Source organism: Mycobacterium sp. NGS34 (assembly GCF_059812845.1).
Genome location: NZ_JCALDM010000020.1, coordinates 60,032 through 81,586 on the forward strand (window position 1 = coordinate 60,032; position 21,555 = coordinate 81,586).

The window sequence follows — 21,555 nt, forward strand, 5'->3', positions numbered from 1 at the left end:
ACTCGCCCGCCGCCGAAATGACGCAAATGTAACGCCACGGCGAATTCCCGGCCGAATTTTCGCCCTCACGTTACACCGGCGGGCGCTCAGTGTGCCGCGGCGTCCCACGAGCGGCCGTAGCCCACCGAGACCTCGAGCGGGACGTCCAGCGGGTAGGCGGCGCCCATTTTCTCGCGCGCCAGCGCCTCGACCCGCTCCCGCTCGCCCGGCGCGATTTCGAACAACAGTTCGTCGTGCACCTGCAGCAGCATCCGGGACGCGAGTCCGGCCTGCTTGATGGCCTTGTCGACCTCGATCATCGCGACCTTGATGATGTCGGCCGCGCTGCCCTGGATGGGGGCGTTCAGCGCCGCCCGCTCGGCGGCCTCGCGGACGTTGCGGTTGCTGCTGTCCAGCTCGGGCAGGTAGCGACGGCGGCCCAGCACGGTGGAGGTGTAGCCGTCCTTGCGGGCCTGCTCGACGACGTCGTGCAGGTAGTCGCGGATACCGCCGAATCGGGCGAAGTAGGCGTCCATCTGTTCCTTCGCCTCCTCGGTGGAGATCTTGAGCTGGGCAGACAGGCCGTACGCGCTCAACCCGTAGGCCAGCCCGTACGACATCGCCTTGACCCGGCGCCGCAGCTCGGCCGTCACCTCCTCGATCGGCACCCCGAACGCCCGCGACGCGACGAACGAGTGCAAATCCTCCCCGGTGTTGAAGGCTTCGATCAGGCCTTCGTCCCGCGACAGGTGGGCCATGATGCGCATCTCGATCTGGCTGTAGTCCGCCGTCATCAGCTCCTCGTAGCCCTTGCCGACGACGAAGCCGTCCCGGATCTGGCGGCCGGCGTCGGTGCGGATCGGGATGTTCTGCAGGTTGGGTTCGGTCGACGACAGCCTGCCGGTGGCCGCGATGGTCTGGTTGAACGTGGTGTGGATGCGGCCGTCGGCGGCCACCGAATTCAGCAGCCCGTCGACGGTGACCTTCAGCCGGGTGACGTCGCGGTGGGCCAGCAGGTGCTGCAGGAACGGATGGCCGGTCTTGTCGAACAGCGACTGCAGGGCGTCGGCGTCGGTGGTGTAGCCGGTCTTCGTCCGCTTCGTCTTCGGCATGCCGAGCTCGTCGAACAGCACCACCTGCAACTGCTTGGGCGAGCCCAGGTTGATCTGCTTGCCGATAACCCCGTAGGCGGCCTCGGCGGCGTCGCGGATCTCGTCGGCGAACTGGCTTTGCAGCTCGCCGAGCAGCTGTAGATCGACGGCGATGCCGGCGCTTTCCATGTGGGCCAGCACCTGCTGGACCGGCAGCTCCATCTCGCCCAGCAGCGCGGTGGAGTCGATGCGGTCCAGCTCGGCGTCCAGCGCGTCGGCCAGGTCGACCACCGCCCGGGCCCGCAGGATGAGGGTGGCGACGGCCTGCTCGTCCACGCCCTCCATGTCGTCGAGCAGCGAAAGCTGTTGCTGTTCGGGCGTTTCCGCGCGCAGCTCGCGACGCAGGTAGCGCAACGACAGGTCGTCGAGGGTGAAGCTGCGCTGCCCCGGGCGCACCAGGTAGGCGGCCAGCGCGGTGTCGGAGGTGACGCCGTCCAGCGTCCAGCCGCGGCCCGCCAGATCGTGGATGGCGAGCTTGGCCTCGTGCAGCGCCTTGGGTTTCGCCGGGTCGGCCAGCCAGGCCGCCAGCGCGGCGTCGTCGTCGGGGGTGAGCGTGGCGGTGTCGATGTAGGCGCCGTCGCCGTCCGCGGCGGCGATGCCCAGCCCAGTGGCGTCCCCGCCGTGCGGCAGGTGGGTGCCCGCGACGGCCAGCCCCGCCCGGCGCCCATCGCCGGCGTGCGCGGCCAGCCACTGCCCGACGGCGCCGGGCTCCAGCGCGCCGCCGCGCACGTCGAAGCCCTCGTCGACCTCGGGCTCGACCGCCACCAGGGTCTCGAACAACCGGTCGCGCAACACCCGGAACTCCAGGTCGTCGAAGAGGCGGTGAATCTGGTCGCGGTCCCAGGGCTGCAGCCGCAGCGTGTCCGGGGTTTGGGCCAGCGGGACGTCTTTGACGAGTTCGGTGAGGTCGCGGTTGAGGATCACGCCGGCCAGGTTGGCCCGCAGCGCGTCGCCGACCTTGCCGCGCACCGATTCGACGTTGTCCACCAGCGCCTGCAGCGAGCCGTATTCGGCGATCCACTTCGAGGCGGTCTTCTCCCCCACCCCGGGAATGCCGGGCAGGTTGTCGCTGGGGTCGCCGCGCAGGGCGGCGAAGTCGGGGTACTGCCGCGGGGTCAGCCCGTACTTTTCCACGACGGCGTCGGGGGTGAAGCGCGTCAGTTCGCTGACGCCCTTGCGGGGGTAGAGCACCGTGACGTCCTCGCTGACCAGCTGCAGCGAGTCGCGGTCACCGGAGACCACCAGCACGCGGTAGCCCTCGTTTTCGGCCTGGGTGGCCAGCGTCGCGATCAGGTCGTCGGCCTCGAACCCCTGCTCCGAGAGCACGGTGATGCCCAGCGCGTTGAGCACTTCCTTGGTGATGTCGATCTGGCCGTGGAACTCGTCCGGCGTCGACGACCGGTTGGCCTTGTACTCGGGGTAGCGCTCGGAGCGGAAGGTCTGCCGCGACACGTCGAACGCCGCGGCGATGTGTGTGGGCGCCTCGTCACGCAGCAGGTTGATCAGCATGGCGGTGAATCCGTACACCGCGTTGGTGGTCAGCCCGCCGCGGGTCTTGAAGTTCTCGGCGGGCAGCGCGTAGAACGCCCGGAACGCCAGCGAATTGCCGTCCAGCAGCATGAGTGTCGGTTTGGTTTGTTCCTCTGTTTTCTGAGGGGTGGCGGCGGGCACGGCATTCACTCTAGGCACCCGGTGTGACGAACCCTGGCGTGCCCAAACAAGCGCTTGGTAGTGTTGGTGGGTGCCCGAGGTAACCAGCCAACAGCCCGCGATCGACGGATGGTTCGCCACCGACGACACCGGTACCGCCCATCTGATCGGCAGCAAGTGCCCCGAGTGCGGCACCTACGTCTTCCCGCCGCGCGAGAACAACTGCCCCAACCCGGCGTGCGCCAGCGACACACTGGAGGCCGTCGCGTTGTCGACGCGCGGGAAGCTGTGGAGCTACACCGAGAACCGGTATCCCCCGCCTCCGCCCTACCCCGCCCCGGATCCCTTCGAGCCGTTCGCCATCGCCGCGGTTGAGCTGGCCGAGGAAGGGCTGATCGTGCTGGGCAAGGTGGTCGAGGGCACGCTGGCCGACGATTTGAATGTCGGCATGGAGATGGAGCTGACCACCATGCCGCTGTACACCGACGACGACGGCGTGGAGCGCCTCGTCCACGCCTGGAGGATCCCGGCATGAGCACGCCCGAACCGCTGTACATCCTCGGCGCCGGCATGCACCCGTGGGGCAAGTGGGGCCGCGACTTCACCGAATACGGCGTCGTCGCCGCGCGCGCCGCGCTGGCCGAGGCCGGCCTGGACTGGCGCCAGATCCAGCTGGTCGCCGGGGCCGACACGATCCGCAACGGCTACCCGGGCTTCATCGCCGGGTCGACGTTCGCGCAGAAACTCGGCTGGAACGGCGTGCCGGTGAGTTCCAGCTACGCCGCGTGCGCCAGCGGTTCGCAGGCGCTGCAGAGCGCCCGGGCTCAGATCCTGGCCGGCTTCTGCGACGTCGCGCTGGTGATCGGCGCCGACACGACGCCCAAGGGCGCGTTCGCCCCCGTCGGCGGCGAGCGCAAGAACGACCCCGACTGGCAGCGGTTCCACCTCATCGGCGCGATGAACCCGGTGTACTTCGCGCTCCTGGCGCGCCGGCGGATGGACCTCTACGGCGCGACGCCCGAGGACTTCGCCCAGGTGAAGGTGAAGAACTCCCGGCACGGCCTGCAGAACCCGAATGCCCGCTACCGCAAGGAATCCTCGGTCGACGACGTGTTCGCCAGCCCCGTCGTGGCCGACCCGCTGCGGCAGCTCGACATCTGCGCCACGTCCGACGGCGCCGCGGCGCTGATCGTCGCCAGCGCCGACTTCGCCCGCAAGCACCTCGGCTCGCTCGACGGCGTCCCGTCGGTGCGCGCGGTCAGCACCGTGACTCCGCGCTACCCCCAGCACTTGCCCGAATTGCCCGACATCGCAACGGATTCCACCGCCGTCGTCGCCGCGCCCGAGCGGGTGTTCAAGGACCAGATCCTCGACGCCGCCTACGCCGAGGCGGGCATCGGGCCCGAGGACGTCAGCCTGGCCGAGGTCTACGATCTGTCCACCGCGCTGGAACTCGACTGGTACGAGCACCTGGGTCTGTGCGCCAAGGGCGAGGCTGAGGCGCTGCTGCGCAGCGGCGCCACCACGATCGGCGGCAGGGTTCCGGTCAACCCGTCGGGCGGGCTGGCCTGCTTCGGCGAGGCGATCCCCGCCCAGGCGATCGCGCAGGTCTGCGAGCTGACCTGGCAGCTGCGCGGGCAGGCCACCGGCCGGCAGGTGGAGGGCGCGACCGTCGGCGTCACCGCCAATCAGGGCCTGTTCGGCCATGGCTCGTCGGTGATCGTCGCGCGCTAGCGGCTCTCGCTTCCGCGAAGTGTGAAGCCACGGCGGGCCCGCTCGGCGTGTCGTGTGCCTGGATGCACACGCAAAGCCGTCAATGCACATGCAAGGCCCCGCGATGCGCCGAGACTGCGACCAGAGCGTCGAATCGTTCAAATTCGCGATCTGAGCGCAGACTCGGCGCGCTCGCGCTACTCGGAAGCGGTGTCCTTGGGCGGGTCGCCGAGGGTTTCCAAGACCACCTCGGCCACCCTCTTCATGGTTGTCCGACGGTCCATGGCCGCGCGCTGGATCCACTTGAACGCCTCGGGCTCGGTCATGCCCTGCTTGGTCTGCAACAGGCCCTTGGCGCGCTCGACGACCTTGCGGGTCTCCAGCCGGTCGGACAGCGTCGCGACTTCGCGTTCCAGCTCCCTGATCTCGCTGAAGCGGCTCACCGCCAATTCGATGGCCGGGATCAGGTCGCTGATGGTGAACGGCTTGACCAGGTAGGCCATCGCCCCGGCGTCGCGGGCGCGCTCGACCAGGTCGCGCTGGCTGAACGCGGTCAGCACCACGATCGGCGCGATGCGCTTGCTGGCGATCTCCGAGGCGGCGTCGATGCCGTCGCGTCGCGGCATCTTCACATCCATGATCACCAGGTCCGGCTTATGGCGCTCGGCCAGTTCGACGGCTTCCTGCCCGTCGCCGGCCTCGCCGACGATGTCGTACCCCTCCTCTCGGAGCATCTCGGCCAGGTCCAGCCGGATGAGCGCTTCGTCTTCAGCGATCAGGACCCGGCGCGGCACAGCGGCGTCGGTGTCGGTCGTGGGGCCTGTCATGACGGATATTGTGTCCTGCACGTCCGTCACCAGCGAACTCGGGGGCGGTGAGAATCGATCGGCGCAGCGATCCTCTATGGTGGGAGGCTGCCCAGCCCTCGTATCCCAACTGGCAGAGGAAACGGACTCAAAACCCGTCCAGTGTGGGTTCGAATCCCACCGAGGGCACTCCTCGCAAATGCTGTACACCATCGGACACGGCGCGAAAACCGCCGACGAACTCACCGCCGCGCTGCGCCGGCACGGCGTCACGCTGCTGGTCGACATCCGCAGTTTCCCGGGCTCGCGGCGCAACCCCGACGTGTCCAAGGACGCGATGCCGGGCTGGCTGAACGCCGCCGGGATCGCCTACCGCCACGAACCGGACCTCGGTGGGCGACGCAAGCCGCCGGCCACCCGGCTACCGCAAGACCAGTGGTGGGAGAACCCGGCGTTCGCCAACTACGCCGCGCACACCCGCACGCCGGAGTTCCGGGCGGCATACGAGCGGCTGCTGCACGACGCCGAGGCCTGCGACCTGGCCATCATGTGCGGCGAGCCGACCTGGTGGCGCTGCCACCGGCGCATGATCGCCGACCTGGCCACCCGCGAAGGGCACACGGTGCAGCACATCATGCCCAACGGCTCGCTGGCCGAGCACCCTCCATCGGACTGGCTCACCCGCGATGTTGACCCGGCACCCGACAATTGACGAGGTCAGCGGTTACGCTTTGAACGTGGGCGCGAAGAAATGCGGAGCCCCACCCCGGTCAGAAGGCTCGTCGAACCGCCCGGACTGCGTCGCAGTGGTGCGGGCGCAGACCCGCGACCGCAATCAGCACTACGCCGCCAGCGCCGCCCGCCGGGGCCGGATCCTCATGATCACTTCGTGGCTGGCGGTGATGGTGAGCGTGAGCTTCGTGCTCGTGCAGATCCTCACCGATTCCTGGACCTGGCAGGTCAGCTCGATCAACATCGCCGGCGCCATGGTCTTCGCGATGGTGCCCTGGCTGCAGCGATTCGGGGAACTGGTTGCGCCGCTTACCTTTATCGGCGCGGCCTACGTGTCCATCTTCGCCAGCTGCCTGGACGTGGGCACCGGTTCCGGATCGCAGTTCTTCTTCCTGGTCGGCGCATGCATCGTCGTGCTGGTGCTGGGCATCGAACACATCGTGTTGGCGTCCGCGCTGGCGGCCATCGCCGCCGGCCTAATCATCGCGGTCGAGTTTCTGGTGCCGCGCAACACCGGGCTGCAGCCGGCGTGGGCCACGTCGACGGGCTTTGTCGTCACCGCCGTCTCCAGCGTCGTGATGGTGGTGGTGACGGTCTGGTTTGCGCTGCGCGACACCGCCCGCGCCGAGGCGGTCATGGAAGCCCAGTACGAGCGCTCGGAGACGCTGCTCGAGAACATGTTGCCCGCCAGCATCGCCGAGCGCCTCAAGGAGCCCGACCGCAACGTCATCGCCGACAAGTACGACGACGCCTCGGTGCTGTTCGCCGACATCGTTGGGTTCACCGAGCGCGCCAGCAGCACACCGCCCGCCGACCTGGTGCGATTCCTCGACCGCCTCTACGGCGCGTTCGACGCCCTCGTCGACAAGCACGGCCTGGAGAAAATCAAAGTCAGCGGCGACTCGTACATGGTGGTCAGCGGCGTGCCGCGGTCGCGGCCCGACCATTCCCGCGCGCTGGCGGATTTCGCGCTCGACATGGCCAATGTCGCAGCGGCACTGAGGGATCCGCACGGTGAGCCGATCCCGCTGCGGGTGGGCATGGCCTGCGGGCCGGTGGTCGCGGGTGTCGTCGGCTCGCGCCGGTTCTTCTACGACGTGTGGGGCGACGCGGTCAACGTCGCCTCCCGGATGGAATCCACCGACTCGGTGGGCCGGATCCAGGTGCCCGAGGCGATGTACGAGCGCCTCAAGGACGAGTTCGTGCTGCACGAGCGGGGCAGCATCGAGATCAAGGGCAAGGGCCTCATGCGAACCTGGTATCTGATCGGGCGCAAGGCAACCGAGGAGCCCACGGACCTGCCCGCCGAGGAACCGCGCACGGCGCGCGTCTGAGCCGAAAGTCCCTATCCCCCGGTCCGCGGTTTGTGCCAGACTTCGGCCATGCAAACCACGCCTGGAACCGCCCCTGTCCCAAGCTTGTTGCCGCACTTGTGGAAATCCGCGCTGGTATCGGGAATTCTGTCGCTGATCGTCGGCGCCGTGATCCTGGCCTGGCCAGGGATTTCCATCCTGGCCGCCGCCATCGCGTTCGGCGTCTATCTGTTGATCACGGGTGCCGCGCAGGTGGTCTTCGCGTTCAGCCTGCATGTTTCGGCGGGAAGCCGCATCCTGTTGTTCATCAGCGGCGCGGCCTCACTCATCCTGGCGGTCTTGGCATTTCGTCACTTCGGCCAGGGTTACGCGGTCTTGTTGCTGGCCATCTGGATTGGCATCGGTTTCATCTTCCGCGGGGTCGCGACGACGGTTTCGGCCATCAGCGACCCCGTGCTGCCGGGACGGGGCTGGTCGATTTTCATCGGTGTGATCAGCCTGCTTGCTGGGATCGTCGTCCTGGCATCGCCGTTCGACTCGATCGTCACCCTGACGATCGTGGTCGGCGTCTGGTTCGCGGTAATCGGCGTTTTCGAGATCGTGTCGTCGTTCGGCATCCGCAAGGCGTCCAAGGAATTGGCGCGTGGCGTCAGCGCCGAGTAACTACTACACTGCGTCGTAGACAGCCGCAGTAGGGAGATGACAGATGAGTGTCGTCGATATTTCGCGGTGGCAGTTCGGCATCACCACCGTCTACCACTTCATCTTCGTGCCGCTCACCATCGGCTTGGCCCCGCTGCTGGCCGTGATGCAGACGATCTGGGTCGCCACGGGCAACACGGCCTGGTATCGGCTGACCAAGTTCTTCGGCAAGCTATTCCTGATCAACTTCGCCATCGGCGTGGCGACGGGCATCGTCCAGGAATTCCAGTTCGGCATGAACTGGAGCGAGTACTCCCGGTTCGTCGGCGACATATTCGGCGCACCGCTGGCGATGGAGGGCCTGGCCGCCTTCTTCTTCGAATCCACCTTCATCGGCCTGTGGATCTTCGGCTGGAGCCGGCTGCCGCGGCTGGTACATCTCGCCTGCATCTGGATCGTCGCAATCAGCGTCAACGTGTCGGCGTTCTTCATCATCGCGGCCAACTCGTTCATGCAGCACCCGGTCGGCGCCCACTACAACCCGGTGAGCCACCGCGCCGAGCTGAACAGCATTGCCGCGCTGCTTTCGAATAACACTGCGCTGGCGGCGTTTTCACACACGGTCGCGGGCGCCCTGCTGACGGCCGCGACCTTCATCGCCGCCGTCAGCGCGTGGTGGATGGTCCGTTCGCGCAATCCCGTGTCCGCCACACCCGCGGCCGAGTCCAACGCCCGCACCATGTTCCGCCCGGCCGCCATCCTGGGGTGCTGGGTCGCGCTGGCCGCGACCGTCGGCCTGTTCTTCACCGGCGACCACCAGGGCAAGCTGATGTTCGTGCAGCAGCCGATGAAGATGGCGTCGGCGGAATCGTTGTGCGACACCCAAACCGACCCCGACTTCTCCATCCTGACCGTCGGGCGACAGAACAACTGCGACAGCCTCTACCGCGTCATCGAGGTGCCCTACGTGCTACCGTTCCTCGCCGAGGGGCGAACCAGCGACGTCACGCTGCAGGGGGTGCGCAACCTCCAGCAGGACTATCAGCACCGATTTGGGCCAAACGACTACCGGCCCAACCTGTTTGTCACCTATTGGTCGTTCCGCGCGATGATCGGGTTCCTGGCCATCCCGGTGCTGTTCGCGCTCGCGACGTTGTGGTTCACCCGGGGTGGCCGGATTCCCGACAAGCGCTGGTTCTCCTGGGCGGCGTTGCTGACCATTCCAACACCATTCCTGGCCAACATCTCCGGGTGGGTGTTCACCGAGATGGGCCGCCAGCCGTGGATCGTCGTGCCGAATCCGACCGGCGATCAGCAGGTTCGGCTCACCGTCGGCCAAGGCGTCTCCGACCACGCCGCCGGCATGGTCGTCACCTCGCTGGTGACCTTCACCCTGGTTTACGCGGTGCTGGCGGTCATCTGGTTCTTCTTGCTCCGGCGCTATGTCGCCGCCGGGCCGCAGGAGCACGACGCCGAACCGGCGCCGCCCCGCGCACCCAGCGACGACGAAGTGGCGCCACTTTCGTTCGCGTATTAAGGAGCTGACCGGTGGCATTGCAACAGTTGTGGTTCGGCATCATCGCGCTGCTGTTCCTGGGTTTCTTCATCCTCGAGGGCTTCGACTTCGGCGTGGGCATGTTGATGGAACCGTTCGCGCGCTTCGGCGTTGGCGAACCGGAGCTGCAGCGCCGCACGGCGCTCAACACCATCGGGCCCGTGTGGGACGGCAACGAGGTGTGGCTGATCACAGGCGGCGCGGCGATGTTCGCCGCGTTCCCGGGGTGGTATGCCACCGTGTTCTCCACGCTCTATCTGCCGCTGCTGGCGATCCTGTTCGGAATGATCGTGCGCGCCGTGGCGATCGAATGGCGCGGCAAGATCGACGACACGAAATGGCGCGGCTGGGCCGATTTCGGGATCGCCGCCGGATCGTGGCTGCCCGCCATCCTGTGGGGCGTCGCGTTCGCCATCCTGGTCCGCGGGCTGCCGGTGGACGCCGCCGGTCACGTCAACCTGTCGATCACCGACGTGCTCAACGCCTACACCCTGCTGGGTGGCCTGGCGACCGCCGGGTTGTTCCTGCTCTACGGCGCGGTGTTCGTCGGCCTGAAGACCGCGGGCACGATCCGCGACGACGCGCACCGATTCGCGGTGTGGCTGTCGGTGCCGGTGACCGTCCTGGTTGCGGTGTTTGGGCTTTGGACGCAGCTGGCGCACGGCAAGGACTGGACCTGGGTGGTGCTGGGGGTGGCGGTCGTCGCGCAGCTGGCGGCGGTGCTGCTGGTGTGGCGGCGCGTGTCGGATGGCTGGGCTTTCACCTGCACGGCCCTGGTGGTCGCGGCCGTCGTGATCCTGCTGTTCGGCTCGCTGTACCCGAACCTGGTGCCCTCGACGCTGAACAGTCAGTGGAACGTGACGATCTACAACGCCTCGTCGACCCCCTACACCTTGAAGATCATGACCTGGGTGACGGCGATCATGGCCCCGCTGACCGTCGTATACCAGGCGTGGACGTATTGGGTGTTCCGGCAACGGATCTCGTCCGAGCGGATACCGCCGCCCATCGGCCTGGCGAGGCGTGCGTCCTGAGCGCAAGAGCATCGCGAGCGCCGCTGGACCCGCGGCTGTGGCGGGCGTCGGGCGCGTTGCGGCGCTATCTGGTCGCCGCGGTGGGCTGCGGGGTGGTGATCTCCGGCTGTGCGATCGGCTCGGCGATCGTGCTGGCGAGCGTCGTGGCGCGCATCGTCGGCGATCCCTCAGCCCGCGGCCTGCACGCATGGCTCGGTCCGCTGTCGATCCTGTTGGCGCTGTGGGTGATTCGTACGGTCGCGCACTGGCTACAAGCCCGCCTCGGTCAGCGCGGTGCCGGCGCCGTCATCGCCGACCTCAACGGGCAGGTGCTGGCCGCCGTGACCGCGCGGCAGCCGGCCGAAATCGCCGCGCAGCGTGATGCCGCGGCGGTGGTGGTGACGCGCGGCCTGGACGGGTTGCGGCCCTACTTCACCGGATACCTGCCCACCTTGCTGCTCGCCGCCATCCTGACCCCGGCGACCGTCGCCGTCATCGCGCTCTACGACCCGAAATCGATGGTGATCGTGGTGATCACGCTGCCGCTGATCCCGGTCTTCATGGTGCTGATCGGGATGGCGACGGCCGAACGATCCGCGGCCGCGCTGGAGGCCATGATGACCCTGCAGGCCCGGCTGCTGGACCTGATCGCCGGCATCCCGACGCTGCGCGCGCTGGGCCGCGGCCGCGGTCCCGAACACCGGATCGCCGAACTGGCTGCGGCCCATCGACGCTCGGCGATGGCGACGCTGCGGATCGCGTTCCTGTCGGCGCTGGTCCTCGAATTGCTGGCCACCCTCGGCGTGGCACTGATCGCGGTCGGTATCGGCCTGCGCCTGCTGTTCGGCGAGATGACCCTGACCACCGGCCTGACGGTGCTGCTGCTGGCGCCCGACGTCTACTGGCCGCTGCGCCGCATCGGCGTGGAATTCCATGCCGCCCAGGAGGGTAGGACCGCGGCCGACAAGGCGTTCGCCCTCATCGGCGAGCCCCCGGCGCCGACGGTCCGCAGCCGGTCCGTGAACGCGCGTGGCGAACAGATCCGCGTCGAGGACCTCAGCGTGCTGGGCCGGGACGGCCGCGCGCCCCGAGAGCTCACCGCGGTGCTCGAACCCGGCCGGGTCACGGTGCTGACCGGGCACAACGGCGCGGGCAAGAGCACCACGCTGCAGGCCATCGCGGGGCTCACCGCGCCGTCCGACGGCCGGATCACCGTGGCCGGAACCGACGTCGCCGACCTGGACCGTGACGCGTGGTGGCGGCAGCTGTCCTGGCTGCCGCAACGCCCCGTCCTCGTCCCGGGCACCGTGCGCGACAACCTGATCCTGTTCGGAAGGCTCGACGACCTCGACGGAGCCTGCGCCGCATCGGGTTTCGACGTCGTGCTGGCCGAGCTGCCCGACGGGATGGACACCGCGCTCGGGCGCGGCGGCGTCGGTTTGTCGCTGGGCCAGCGCCAACGGCTGGGCCTGGCCCGGGCGCTCGGCTCGGCGGCCCCGGTGCTGCTGCTCGACGAGCCCACCGCGCACCTGGACGCGCGCACCGAACAGCGCGTGCTGCGGGCCATCGTCGAGCGCGCGCGCTCCGGAGCGACGGTGGTGGTCGTCGGGCACCGCGAGCCCGTCCTCGCGATCGGCGACCGGGTGGTCGAAGTGACCGCCGACGCGGGGGTGCGCCATGCCCCGGTCTGATCCCCTGCCCGCCGCGATCACGAGCCTGCTGCGCCCGCGGCTGCCGAGGATCCTCGCGGCCGTCGCGCTGGGCGTGCTGTCGCTGGGCAGCGCGCTGGCGCTGGCCGGGGTGTCGGCGTGGCTGATCACCCGCGCCTGGCAGATGCCACCCGTGGTGGACCTGTCCGTCGCGGTGGTGGCCGTGCGCGCGTTCGCGATTTCGCGTGGCGTGCTGCACTATTGCGAGCGGCTGGCCACCCACGACACGGCGCTGCGGGCGGCCGGCACCGCCCGGGTGCAGATCTACCGCCGGCTGGCCCGCGGGCCCGCGGCGGCGGCCGTCCGCCTGCACAGCGGTGAGCTGGTGGCCAGGGTGGGCGCCGACGTCGACGAGCTGGCCAACGTGCTGGTGCGCGCCGTGGTGCCGATCGCCGTCGCCGCGGTGCTCGCGCTTTCGGCGACCGCAGTGGTCGCGGCCATTTCGCTGCCGGCCGCCGCGGTGCTGGCGGCCTGTCTGCTGATCGCCGGCTACGTCGCCCCACGGCTCGCCGGCAGGGCCGCCGCGACGCAGGAAGAGGTTGCCCGCCAACACCATTCCGAGCGCGACACGTCGGCGATGATCGCCCTCGAGCACGCCCCGGAGTTGCGCGTCGCGGGCGCGCTGCCCGGCGTCATCGCCGACGCGCACCGCCGCCACCGCGCCTGGGCCGAGGCCCTCGACGCCGCGGCGCGACCCGCCGCGATCGCCGAGGCGATGCCGACCGCGGCGATCGGGGCGAGCGTGCTGGGCGCGGTGGTGGCCGGGATCGGGTTGGCGCACACGGTCGCGCCCACCACCCTCGCGGTGCTGATGTTGTTGCCGCTGTCCGCGTTCGAGGCGACGACGCCGTTGCCGGCCGCGGCAGTCCAGCTGACGCGGTCGCGGATCGCGGCGCGTCGCCTGCTCGACCTGGCTCCCCCGGACCAACCCAAGGACGGCGGCGCGACGGTGCCCGCCCGCACCGGCGCGCTGGGAGTCGATGTCTGTTACGGCCATCCGAACGCGGTCCGGCTCACCCGGGTTGAGCTCGAGCTGCCGCCGGGGGCCCGGCTGGCTGTGACGGGCGCCAGCGGGTCGGGCAAGACAACGCTGCTGATGACCATGGCCGGGCTGATGCCCCCGCTCGACGGGCGGGTGCTGCTGGACGGCACCGACATCGGCCGCTTCGACGAAGAGGAACTACACAGGGCCGTCAGCTTTTTCGCCGAGGACGCACACGTCTTTGCCACCACCGTCCGCGACAACCTGCTGGTCGCCCGCGGGGACTGCGGCGACGAGGAGCTGACGACGGTGCTGGAGGCGGTCGGTCTCGGCGATTGGCTCGCCGGCCTGCCCGCAGGCCTGTCCACGGTGTTGACCGGTGGCGCGCAGGCACTTTCGGCGGGTCAGCGCCGACGGCTGTTGCTGGCGCGCGCCATGATCTCACCCGCCCGGATCGTGTTGCTCGACGAACCCACCGAACACCTCGACGCGGCCGACGCCGAACCGATCCTTCGCGATCTGTTGGGCCCGAATGGCCTCATGTCCGTGGACCGGACCGTCGTGGTGGCAACCCACCACTTGCCAGACGGTATTGGCTGTGGCGAACTGCGTGTTGGTTCTGGATCGGCCGCTTCAGTGGCGTCCGAGAGCGGTCTCGGCGGCTAGCCGCCCCGGCCACCCGCTCACGCCCCCGCCGGGGTGCGAGCCCGCACCCGCGTGGTAGTAACCCTCGATCGGGGACCGATAGCCGCCGAGGCCGCGCGCTGGACGGTTCATCAACAGCCGCAACGGCGTCATGTCGACGTGGAAGTAGGAACCGTTGGGAGTTGCGTACTGCTCGCCGAAATCCGCTGGACTGGTTTCGATTCGGGCGATCTCGGCGTCAAACCCGGCCAGGTGCGTGGTGACCGATCTCATGATCGCCTCGGAGAACCACGGTTTGACTTTGTCCCAGCCGTCGCGCGGTTGGGCCGGAACGTTCGACGCGAGGTAGGCGACTTCTTGCCCCTCCGGGGCCAGGCTGGCGTCGTTGGCCGTCAGCACCGCCATGTACACCGGTGGATTGTCCAACGACTCGCCCGCGCGGATCGCCGCGAGTTGGCGGATCTGGTCATCGAACGTCCCGGTCATCAGCGACGTCTTGCGGATATCGAAACCGTCTATGCCGCTTCGCTTTTGCGCCCCTTTGGGATAGCTGAGCCGACCCGACAGCGCCATATCGATCTTAAAGGTGGCCGAGTTGTTGCCGCTGGCGGGCAGGATCGCCACCTTGGCCCGGGTGCCCGAGTCCAGTACCCCGTCGGCCAGCAGCGAGCCGTACGCGCTCTGCGGCGGGACCGCCGCCAACACGCCGCGGCGCGCGCCGATCTCCGTGCCGTCGCCAAGCCGCACCCCGACGGCGCGGTTACCCGAGACCAGGACCTGGGCCACCGGTGTGCTGGTTCGGATCGTTGCGCCGCGATCGGTGGCGTATGCGGCCATCGCCGCCATGATGCCGTTCATGCCGCCTCGCGGACGGATCACTCCCGGCTTGCGGTGCACGGCGGCCAGGCCCACGCAATAGAAGCCGCCCCCGTCGTGGTCGATGGGCCCGATCATGCTTCCCCAGTAGGTGCCGAGCGAGCGCATCTGGTCGCTTCCGAACACTTCGGCCATCAGGTCGACCAGGTTGCTGCTCATGATCTGGCCCAGCCTGCGCCGGACTGCCCGACTGGGAGCGAGTTTGAGCAGCAGCTTGCCCAGGTCCTTCTTCGGCAGGTCCGCGGGGTGGTGCGGCATCACCGCCGTCAACGCCTCGAAAATCCACGACAGTGCCGGCTGCAGATCGGCATACGCGCGGGCATCACGGGCCGAGTAGCGGCGCACCTCGGCCAAGGTGCGGTCCAGATCGTGAAACAGCAGCAGCGTGGAGCCGTCGTCGCCGATCCACCCGTACGGCGCCTGCACCGGCATGCCGGCGTAGCCATACCGCTGCAGGCCGAGATCGGAGATGAATGGGGTGCAGGACATGAACATGTCGTCCATCGCGCCCAGGCTCAGAATGTGGTCAGGGGCCTCGGCCAGGAAGGCGCCGCTGTTGGCCAGGCCGCCCAAGTGATCGCGCGACTCCAGCACCGCGACACTGGCACTCGACGCCGACAAGGTGCACGCGGCGCTCAGGCCGTTATGCCCGGCCCCGATCACCACGAAATCGAACAGATCACGTTCTGCGCTCACCCGATCACCCGCCCGCGCCGGGCACGAAGGTGTTCTTGACTGGCATCCGGAAGCCAGGACTGCCGGGGCACGGGCCATAGGCGGTGGGCTGCGTCGAGTGCAGGTTACCGGGGATGTTGCACAGCCCGTTGATCAAGTGTGCGGGGTATCCAGCCGGGTACGGCGACGAGTGCAGTCCGGCCGGGATCTGCACGAGCAGCAAGGCCCACATCGACATCGCGAAAATGGCGATGGTGGCGAAGACCGAGACCGCGCTCCGCGCAACGGGTTTCAAGCCCTCCAGGCCTCGCTCGGTGATCGCCTGACCCTTGTCGTCGCGAAAGAAACGCACCGCGCCGAACGTGGTGAACACGATTCCGGTGGTCAGATACTCGGCCCAGGCGAAGCGTTGAGCATCGGGGAAAAATGACAGCCCGGCGGGCGCTCCCGGCAGCCCCCACAGGTTGGACAGGAACATCGGCGCCTCCAGGCACACCCCCAGGAACCATCCGAACGCGTAGGTGAACGCAAGCAACTCGAGGGTGCTGATTCGCGGGAAACGCCGCCGCAGCCCCGCCATCGCGTAGTTGAGGATCATCGCGAAGCCCAACAGCCCAAACGGGTAGATCAGCATGATGAACACCGGTTGTGGCATCAGGCTGCCGGTCGGGTTGACCACCCCCGGGGCATTGGCGACCCACGTGTTCAGGTTCAGCCACTGGCAGCTGTACATGAAGTTGGGCTGCATCCAGTTGACCATCGGATCCCAAAACAGCGTGAAGAATCCGCCGATCACCATGATGGCGTCGAAGACGAGTCGACGCTCCCGGAGGCACTCACGAACCACGCGGACCGCGATCGCCACGGCGACAACCACCATGATCAACTCGTATCCGCGGGCGACCCAGCGCGATGCCGACTCGGGATCGCGGTTCGCGGTGATCGGCTTTGGCCCGTCGGCGAGCCATCCCGCCCACGTCCACAGCGCATATCCCGCCACCAGCGCTCCCACGACGGCCAGGACCATAACCGGCGCGACGCGCCGCGGTGCTAGCGGTTCTGCGGTGGTGTCCCTGGCGTGAGCTGCGAGCGTGGTCATAATGGCTCCGTCCTAGAGATGGCCCTTCTCGTCGTCACCGGCACACCGAACCCCCAATGTGTGGAAAGTGCCACTTGCATTATGAGTAAGCCAGGCTCAAATTTGCAAGGGCGGGCCAATGGCCCCGGATTCACTGAGGCCGACCGCTCGCGCTGCCCGCCGACGGGACCCTCGTGGTTGCTACTCACGACGTAGCCAACGGAATTCGCCGCCGCGTCCCAGCGGCCGGCTGCGCTCAGAGGTGTCGCCGGCGCGGCGTGAACTCCAGCGTCAACAACACGACCACCAACTGGACCAGCTGGGTCATCGAGATCACCGCGTAACGCCGGGCGTCCATCGCGTGGAACTTGCGCACGTAGCGGTACAGCGACTCGAGCGCGATCAGCGGGTCGAGCACATGGATCAACCGGTAGAACACGCGCTGGACCCGACCGCGGTCCGTGTCCTCGAAGATCTCCGGGAACGCCGCGAACGAGAGCGATACCCGTTGCGCGCCAGTTTCTTTCGCTGCCATGATCATGTCGACGCTGAGGCGCTCGTCGATGCCATTGGGCGCCCCGCGGCGGCGCCACGGCACGTCGAGGCTGATGTCACTGCCCCCGCCGGCGGTCGCGTACCGATGAAAGCCCTGCACCCGCCCCGATGCGTCGCGCGCGATGATCAGCTTGATTCCCGGGAAGCGGCCCTCCAGCACGCCGTCGAGGTTCATGTAGAAGCCGCGATCATAATGGGCGCCGCTGGGCGAGGCCCGCACCACGTCTGCGAGCTCGGCAAGCAGGCTCTCGTCGAGTTGCTGCTCGTCCACGATCTCGGTGGTGACGCCGAAGTTGTGGGTGCGCTTCACCGCCTGCCGCAGGTTGCGGAACTTGCGCCCCACCATCTCGAAGCTCGCCACGTCGACGACGACGTCGCGCCCGATCGGTATGGCGCGCAACGTTTGCCCGATCACCGCCGGGTCGCGCCACAACCCGAGTCGGCGCTCGCTGCACCCCACCACCGCGATGCGCCAGCCGTGGGTGTGGCACATGGCGGCGAAGTCGGCGACCAACTCGGGGAACTTCGCTTCGTCGCCGACGGGGTCGCCACCGACCGCGGCGTAACCCAGCCGGGTCCGATACGCCAGCGCGGCGGTGCCGTCCGGCGTGAAGTGGTAGCACTTGCCCGTCTGCATGGCGAACGGCGCGAGTGGGTCGTCGGCGCTGGCATCGATCAACTTCCAGATGCGGGGCAGGTCCTCGGGACGGGGATGCGCGGTGGTCGGCCACACCAGGACCACCCCGGAGCCGACGATCAGCAAGTCCCCGAGCAGGTCGAAGGACAGCACGTGCGCGCCCAGCCCCGCCACCACGAAAAGCGCTGCGGCGACGGCGTGCATGGCCGTCACCGGACGGCCCAGGAAGATGCCGCGGGCGATGAACGCCACCGCGCCCAGGACCGTCAGCGACCAGCCCAGCCGGTCGGAGTAATGCCAGTAGGGCTGTTGGTGGTGGCGGGCCAAGATGAGGATCAGCCACCCCGCCGCGCACAGCAGGGCCAGCGCCCCGACCCAGCGGGCTGCCCGTGAATCGACGTGGACGACAACGCGTTCCCGCGCGCGGGGCCTCGGCGCGACGTCAACCGGCCCGTTCACTCTCACCTCCCGATGCGATAAGTCCAGCTCAGCGGCCTAATCACCGCCTTTCGCACCGAATACCCGGCTGATTGGAACATACGCCCGATCGCGGCCCAAGTGGGCGCAAATCAGGCGGTTTTCCTGCGGGTATGCCGTACTGTGACCTGTCTATCGTCCGGAGGCCGGGAAATATAACAGCACGCCTTCCTGCGCCACCGTGGCGACGACCCGGCCCGAGCGGTCGAAGAAGTGACCGGTGCCGAGCCCGCGCGAATCCGCGGCAACCGGCGACGACGTCGAGTACAGGACCCAGTCGTCGAATTTCACCTGCCGGTGAAACCACACGGAGTGGTTGGCCGACGCCGCGAAGATGCGGTCGAAGCCCCACGACAGCCCGTGGGTGGTGATGGCCGAGTCCAGCACCGTGGTGTCCGAGGAGAACAGCATGGTGGCGGTGTGCAGCACCGGGTCGTCGGGCAGCTCACCCAGCGCCTTCATCCAGACCCTGTTGTGCGGCAGCCGCTCTCCCTTGTCGCGCATGACCCAGGAGGGATCGTTGGTGAAGCGCCATTCGATGGGCTGCAGGGCGTTGACGAAGTGCGGCACGATCTTTTCGTAGCCGCGCAACAGCTCGCCGAGCGACGGCTGCGCGTGGGGCGGCGCCACCGGCGGCGGTTCGACGCCGTGCTCGAGGCCGGGGCCGCCCGACATGTACGAGATCAGGGCCGTGGACAACAGAATCCCGTCCTGCACGGCGTCGACGCGCCGATTGGCGAAGCGGCGCTCGTCGCGCAGCCGTGTGACGTGGAATTCGATGTCCTTGGCGGTGTCGCCGCCGTTGATGAAATGCACCGAGAGCGCGCTGGGCGGCAGGTCATCCTGGGCCAGCGTGCGGCTGCTGGCGACGAACGACTGCGCCATGAGCTGGCCGCCGAACGTGCGCATCGGGTTCTTGCTGGGGTGCGAGCCGGTGAACTGATTTTCGGAAACGCGGGTCAGGTCGAGTAGCGCCAGCAGTTCCTCGAAATCGTCGCCAGCCGGCACGGGCACTCCTCAGCTCCTTAGACGTCGTCCTCCCCGATCCGGTGCACATGGATCAGGTTGGTCGAGCCTACTGTGCCCGGCGGCGCGCCTGCGACGATGACCACCAGGTCGCCGCGCTTGTAGCGACCGAGCTCGAGCAGCGACTTGTCGACCTGGCGAATCATGCCGTCGGTGGACGTCATCATCGGGACGATGAACGTCTCGGTGCCCCAGGTCATGGCGAGTTGGCTGCGCACCTCGGGCCAGGCGGTGAAGGCCAGCAGCGGCAGCGGGGTGTGCAGGCGCGCCAGCCGTTTCACCGTGTCGCCGGATTGGGTGAACGCGACGAGTGCCTTGGCGTCGAGGCGCTCGCCGATGTCGCGGGCGGCATACGAGATCACCCCGCGCTTGGTGCGCGGCACGTGCGCCAACGGCGGGGCGGCCGTGGAGTTCTCCTCGACCGCGCAGATGATGCGCGCCATGGTGCGCACCGCCGCCAGCGGATACTTGCCCACCGACGTCTCGCCGGACAGCATCACCGCGTCGGCGCCGTCGAGCACGGCGTTGGCGACGTCGGACGCCTCGGCGCGGGTGGGGCGAGAGCTTTCGATCATCGAGTCGAGCATCTGGGTCGCCACGATGACGGGTTTGGCGTTCTCCCTGGCGATTTGGATGGCCCGCTTCTGCACCAGCGGAACCTCTTCCAGCGGCAGCTCGACGCCGAGGTCGCCGCGGGCGACCATGATGGCGTCGAAGGCCAGCACGATGGCTTCCAGGTTGTCGACGGCCTCGGGCTTCTCCAGCTTGGCGATCACCGGTACCCGCCGCCCGATCCGGTCCATCACCTCGTGCACCAGCTCGACGTCGGACGGCGAGCGCACGAACGACAGCGCGACGAGGTCGACCCCCAGGTTCAGGGCGAAGGTCAGGTCCTCGATGTCCTTCTCCGACAGGGCGGGGGCGGACACGTTCATGCCGGGCAGCGAGATGCCCTTGTTGTTGCTGACCGGGCCGCCCTCGACGACCGTGCAGACCACGTCGTCGCCGTCGACGGCGTCGACCACGAGGCCCACCTTGCCGTCGTCGACCAGGACGCGGTCACCGACCGTGGCGTCCTTGGCCAACGTCTTGTAGGTGGTCGAGACGCGGTCGTGAGTGCCCTCACAGTTGGCGACGGTGATGCGGACCGTTTCCCCGTCGGCCCAGAACGTCGAACCCGTCGCGAAGCGCCCGAGCCTGATCTTCGGGCCCTGCAGGTCGGCGAGGATGCCGACCGCGCGACCGGTGGTGTCGGAGGCGGCCCGCACGCGGTCGTAGGCGGCCTTGTGGTCCGCGTAATCGCCGTGGCTGAAGTTCATTCGGGCGACGTCCATTCCGGCCTCCACCAGCGCCAGAATCAGCTCGTCAGAGTTGGTTGCAGGGCCAAGGGTGCAGACGATCTTCCCGCGTCTACTCACGACGAACCAGCATAGTCGTGCGGGGCGATGGCAGCCCGACTTAACCGGCCCGTCGGACGGCGGCTACCCGCTGAGGACGGTCGGCACCAACGGGAAACCCGGGAGGTTGCGCAGCACCGTCCAGGCGATGGCGGCGACGAGGACGGTCACCACCGCCGGGATCGGCAGGACCGACTGGCCGTTGCGGCGGCGAACCAGGATCCATCCGGCCAGCATCGGGATACCGACCAGTAGGAAGACGTTGTCGTTGATGGTGGCCATCAGGTCACCGTGCAGCAGGTCGTGCGTCATCCGAAGGCCACCGCACAGCGGGCAATTCCAGCCGGTGAGCAACTTGAACGGGCACAGCGGATACACGGAGTTCACGTTGTGCGGGTCGACCAGTCCCACGTAACCGAGCGCGCCGGCCAGCAGCGCCCCGCCGCCCGCCGCGATGGCCGCGCGATGGCGGTGCGTGCTCCTCGGCGCGCGCGGTGCAGGGTCAGGTGCCATCGCGCAGCGGGCGTCCCTGCGAGTCGGGGACATTGCCGGTCAACATCAGAATCGCGTCGACGATCGGCCAGATCAGCCCGATCCCGCAGGTAAGCCAGCCCACGACCAGCTGTGCGACGCCGATCCCGATGTCACCGATGTAGAAGCGGCCGATCCCCCCGACGCCGATCAGGCTGAGCAGCTGCAGCAGGCCCGCGATGGTTTTCGATTTGTCCGAAAACGGTTGCCCGGTCACGGGATGCCGGCCATACGGCGCGGAAGGGTCGTAGTAGGGGGCGGCCGGGGGATATTGCGGGTACGGCGGTGGGTACCCCGGCTGATAACCCGGCTGCTGCGGCGGCGGGCCGGACTGTGCGGGGTCGTTCCACGGCTGGTCAGTCACGATTTCAACCTTAGCCCGCCGAACGTCGACTAGTTGCGGGCAAAACCGC

General features: G+C 68.4%; 18 protein-coding genes and 1 tRNA gene. 10 read left to right on the top strand and 9 right to left on the bottom strand.

Features of this window, described 5'->3' with window-relative positions:
• Positions 1-86: 86 nt before the first annotated feature.
• Positions 87-2,750 carry a DNA polymerase I gene (polA, locus tag AC5Y7V_RS28950; RefSeq protein ID WP_499883486.1) on the bottom strand — a complete coding sequence of 888 codons (2,664 nt, stop codon included), beginning with the start codon at positions 2,748-2,750 and terminating at the stop codon, positions 87-89.
• 121 nt (positions 2,751-2,871) lie between these two features.
• Between polA and AC5Y7V_RS28955 the strand changes: the two genes are divergently transcribed.
• Together AC5Y7V_RS28955 and AC5Y7V_RS28960 are read left to right on the top strand one after the other, a co-directional pair.
• Positions 2,872-3,315, top strand: coding sequence for a Zn-ribbon domain-containing OB-fold protein (locus tag AC5Y7V_RS28955; RefSeq protein WP_499883470.1), 444 nt, complete (start codon positions 2,872-2,874; stop codon positions 3,313-3,315).
• Positions 3,312-4,514 (top strand): lipid-transfer protein, encoded by a 1,203-nt coding sequence (locus AC5Y7V_RS28960; RefSeq protein ID WP_499883471.1) that lies wholly within the window; start codon positions 3,312-3,314, stop codon positions 4,512-4,514. Before AC5Y7V_RS28955 ends, AC5Y7V_RS28960 begins: the two co-directional genes overlap by 4 nt.
• Positions 4,515-4,690: 176 nt before the next feature.
• Here AC5Y7V_RS28960 and AC5Y7V_RS28965 read toward each other — a convergent pair whose 3' ends face one another.
• A complete protein-coding gene (locus AC5Y7V_RS28965) occupies positions 4,691-5,320 on the bottom strand; it encodes an ANTAR domain-containing response regulator (protein ID WP_499883472.1) in 630 nt (209 codons plus the stop codon).
• A 94-nt stretch (positions 5,321-5,414) separates the two neighbouring features.
• Between AC5Y7V_RS28965 and AC5Y7V_RS28970 the strand changes: the two genes are divergently transcribed.
• From AC5Y7V_RS28970 to cydC, 8 genes are all read left to right on the top strand, one after another.
• Positions 5,415-5,488, top strand: a tRNA-Leu gene (locus AC5Y7V_RS28970).
• A gap of 10 nt (positions 5,489-5,498) precedes the next feature.
• Positions 5,499-6,011 (top strand): DUF488 domain-containing protein, encoded by a 513-nt coding sequence (locus AC5Y7V_RS28975; RefSeq protein WP_499883473.1) that lies wholly within the window; start codon positions 5,499-5,501, stop codon positions 6,009-6,011.
• 25 nt (positions 6,012-6,036) lie between these two features.
• Positions 6,037-7,365, top strand: coding sequence for an adenylate/guanylate cyclase domain-containing protein (locus AC5Y7V_RS28980; RefSeq protein WP_499883474.1), 1,329 nt, complete (start codon positions 6,037-6,039; stop codon positions 7,363-7,365).
• A gap of 48 nt (positions 7,366-7,413) precedes the next feature.
• Positions 7,414-8,007 (top strand): HdeD family acid-resistance protein, encoded by a 594-nt coding sequence (locus tag AC5Y7V_RS28985; protein WP_499883475.1) that lies wholly within the window; start codon positions 7,414-7,416, stop codon positions 8,005-8,007.
• A 43-nt stretch (positions 8,008-8,050) separates the two neighbouring features.
• The gene (locus AC5Y7V_RS28990; protein WP_499883476.1) at positions 8,051-9,523 is read left to right on the top strand and encodes a cytochrome ubiquinol oxidase subunit I; all 1,473 of its coding nucleotides are present in this window, start codon (positions 8,051-8,053) and stop codon (positions 9,521-9,523) included.
• Positions 9,524-9,534: 11 nt separating this feature from the next.
• Positions 9,535-10,575: a cytochrome d ubiquinol oxidase subunit II gene (cydB, locus tag AC5Y7V_RS28995; RefSeq protein ID WP_499883477.1), complete on the top strand. Its 1,041-nt coding sequence runs from the start codon at positions 9,535-9,537 to the stop codon at positions 10,573-10,575.
• A gap of 56 nt (positions 10,576-10,631) precedes the next feature.
• A complete protein-coding gene (cydD, locus tag AC5Y7V_RS29000) occupies positions 10,632-12,245 on the top strand; it encodes a thiol reductant ABC exporter subunit CydD (RefSeq protein WP_499883487.1) in 1,614 nt (537 codons plus the stop codon).
• A complete protein-coding gene (gene cydC / locus AC5Y7V_RS29005) occupies positions 12,232-13,911 on the top strand; it encodes a thiol reductant ABC exporter subunit CydC (protein WP_499883478.1) in 1,680 nt (559 codons plus the stop codon). The genes cydD and cydC overlap by 14 nt, the downstream gene beginning before the upstream one ends.
• Here cydC and AC5Y7V_RS29010 read toward each other — a convergent pair.
• From AC5Y7V_RS29010 to AC5Y7V_RS29040, 7 genes are all read right to left on the bottom strand, one after another.
• On the bottom strand, positions 13,879-15,462 hold the full coding sequence (locus AC5Y7V_RS29010; RefSeq protein ID WP_499883479.1) for a phytoene desaturase family protein: 1,584 nt from the start codon (positions 15,460-15,462) through the stop codon (positions 13,879-13,881). The genes cydC and AC5Y7V_RS29010 overlap by 33 nt on opposite strands.
• 4 nt (positions 15,463-15,466) lie before the next feature.
• Entirely contained in the window at positions 15,467-16,540 is a 1,074-nt protein-coding gene (locus tag AC5Y7V_RS29015; RefSeq protein WP_499883480.1) for a spirocyclase AveC family protein, read from the bottom strand.
• A 235-nt stretch (positions 16,541-16,775) separates the two neighbouring features.
• Positions 16,776-18,197, bottom strand: coding sequence for a bifunctional lysylphosphatidylglycerol flippase/synthetase MprF (locus AC5Y7V_RS29020; RefSeq protein WP_499883488.1), 1,422 nt, complete (start codon positions 18,195-18,197; stop codon positions 16,776-16,778).
• Positions 18,198-18,320: 123 nt separating this feature from the next.
• Positions 18,321-19,202: an acyl-CoA thioesterase II gene (locus tag AC5Y7V_RS29025; protein WP_499883481.1), complete on the bottom strand. Its 882-nt coding sequence runs from the start codon at positions 19,200-19,202 to the stop codon at positions 18,321-18,323.
• 11 nt (positions 19,203-19,213) lie between these two features.
• Complete coding sequence (gene pyk, locus AC5Y7V_RS29030; RefSeq protein ID WP_499883482.1) at positions 19,214-20,632, bottom strand: pyruvate kinase; 1,419 nt, start codon at positions 20,630-20,632, stop codon at positions 19,214-19,216.
• 63 nt (positions 20,633-20,695) lie between these two features.
• A complete protein-coding gene (locus AC5Y7V_RS29035; RefSeq protein WP_499883483.1) occupies positions 20,696-21,124 on the bottom strand; it encodes a DUF2752 domain-containing protein in 429 nt (142 codons plus the stop codon).
• Positions 21,114-21,509, bottom strand: coding sequence for a TM2 domain-containing protein (locus AC5Y7V_RS29040; RefSeq protein WP_499883489.1), 396 nt, complete (start codon positions 21,507-21,509; stop codon positions 21,114-21,116). Before AC5Y7V_RS29040 ends, AC5Y7V_RS29035 begins: the two co-directional genes overlap by 11 nt.
• Positions 21,510-21,555: the final 46 nt, after the last annotated feature.

What these genes read in the sequence shown, in the direction of transcription:
- cydC (WP_499883478.1), top strand. Translation starts at nt 12,232, where the DNA reads ATGCCCCGGTCTGATCCCCTGCCCGCCGCGATCACGAGCCTGCTGCGC.
- AC5Y7V_RS28975 (WP_499883473.1), top strand. Translation starts at nt 5,499, where the DNA reads ATGCTGTACACCATCGGACACGGCGCGAAAACCGCCGACGAACTCACC.
- AC5Y7V_RS29015 (WP_499883480.1), bottom strand. Translation starts at nt 16,540, where the DNA reads ATGACCACGCTCGCAGCTCACGCCAGGGACACCACCGCAGAACCGCTA.
- AC5Y7V_RS28965 (WP_499883472.1), bottom strand. Translation starts at nt 5,320, where the DNA reads ATGACAGGCCCCACGACCGACACCGACGCCGCTGTGCCGCGCCGGGTC.
- AC5Y7V_RS28960 (WP_499883471.1), top strand. Translation starts at nt 3,312, where the DNA reads ATGAGCACGCCCGAACCGCTGTACATCCTCGGCGCCGGCATGCACCCG.
- polA (WP_499883486.1), bottom strand. Translation starts at nt 2,750, where the DNA reads ATGCTGCTGGACGGCAATTCGCTGGCGTTCCGGGCGTTCTACGCGCTG.
- AC5Y7V_RS29035 (WP_499883483.1), bottom strand. Translation starts at nt 21,124, where the DNA reads ATGGCACCTGACCCTGCACCGCGCGCGCCGAGGAGCACGCACCGCCAT.
- AC5Y7V_RS28990 (WP_499883476.1), top strand. Translation starts at nt 8,051, where the DNA reads ATGAGTGTCGTCGATATTTCGCGGTGGCAGTTCGGCATCACCACCGTC.
- AC5Y7V_RS28985 (WP_499883475.1), top strand. Translation starts at nt 7,414, where the DNA reads ATGCAAACCACGCCTGGAACCGCCCCTGTCCCAAGCTTGTTGCCGCAC.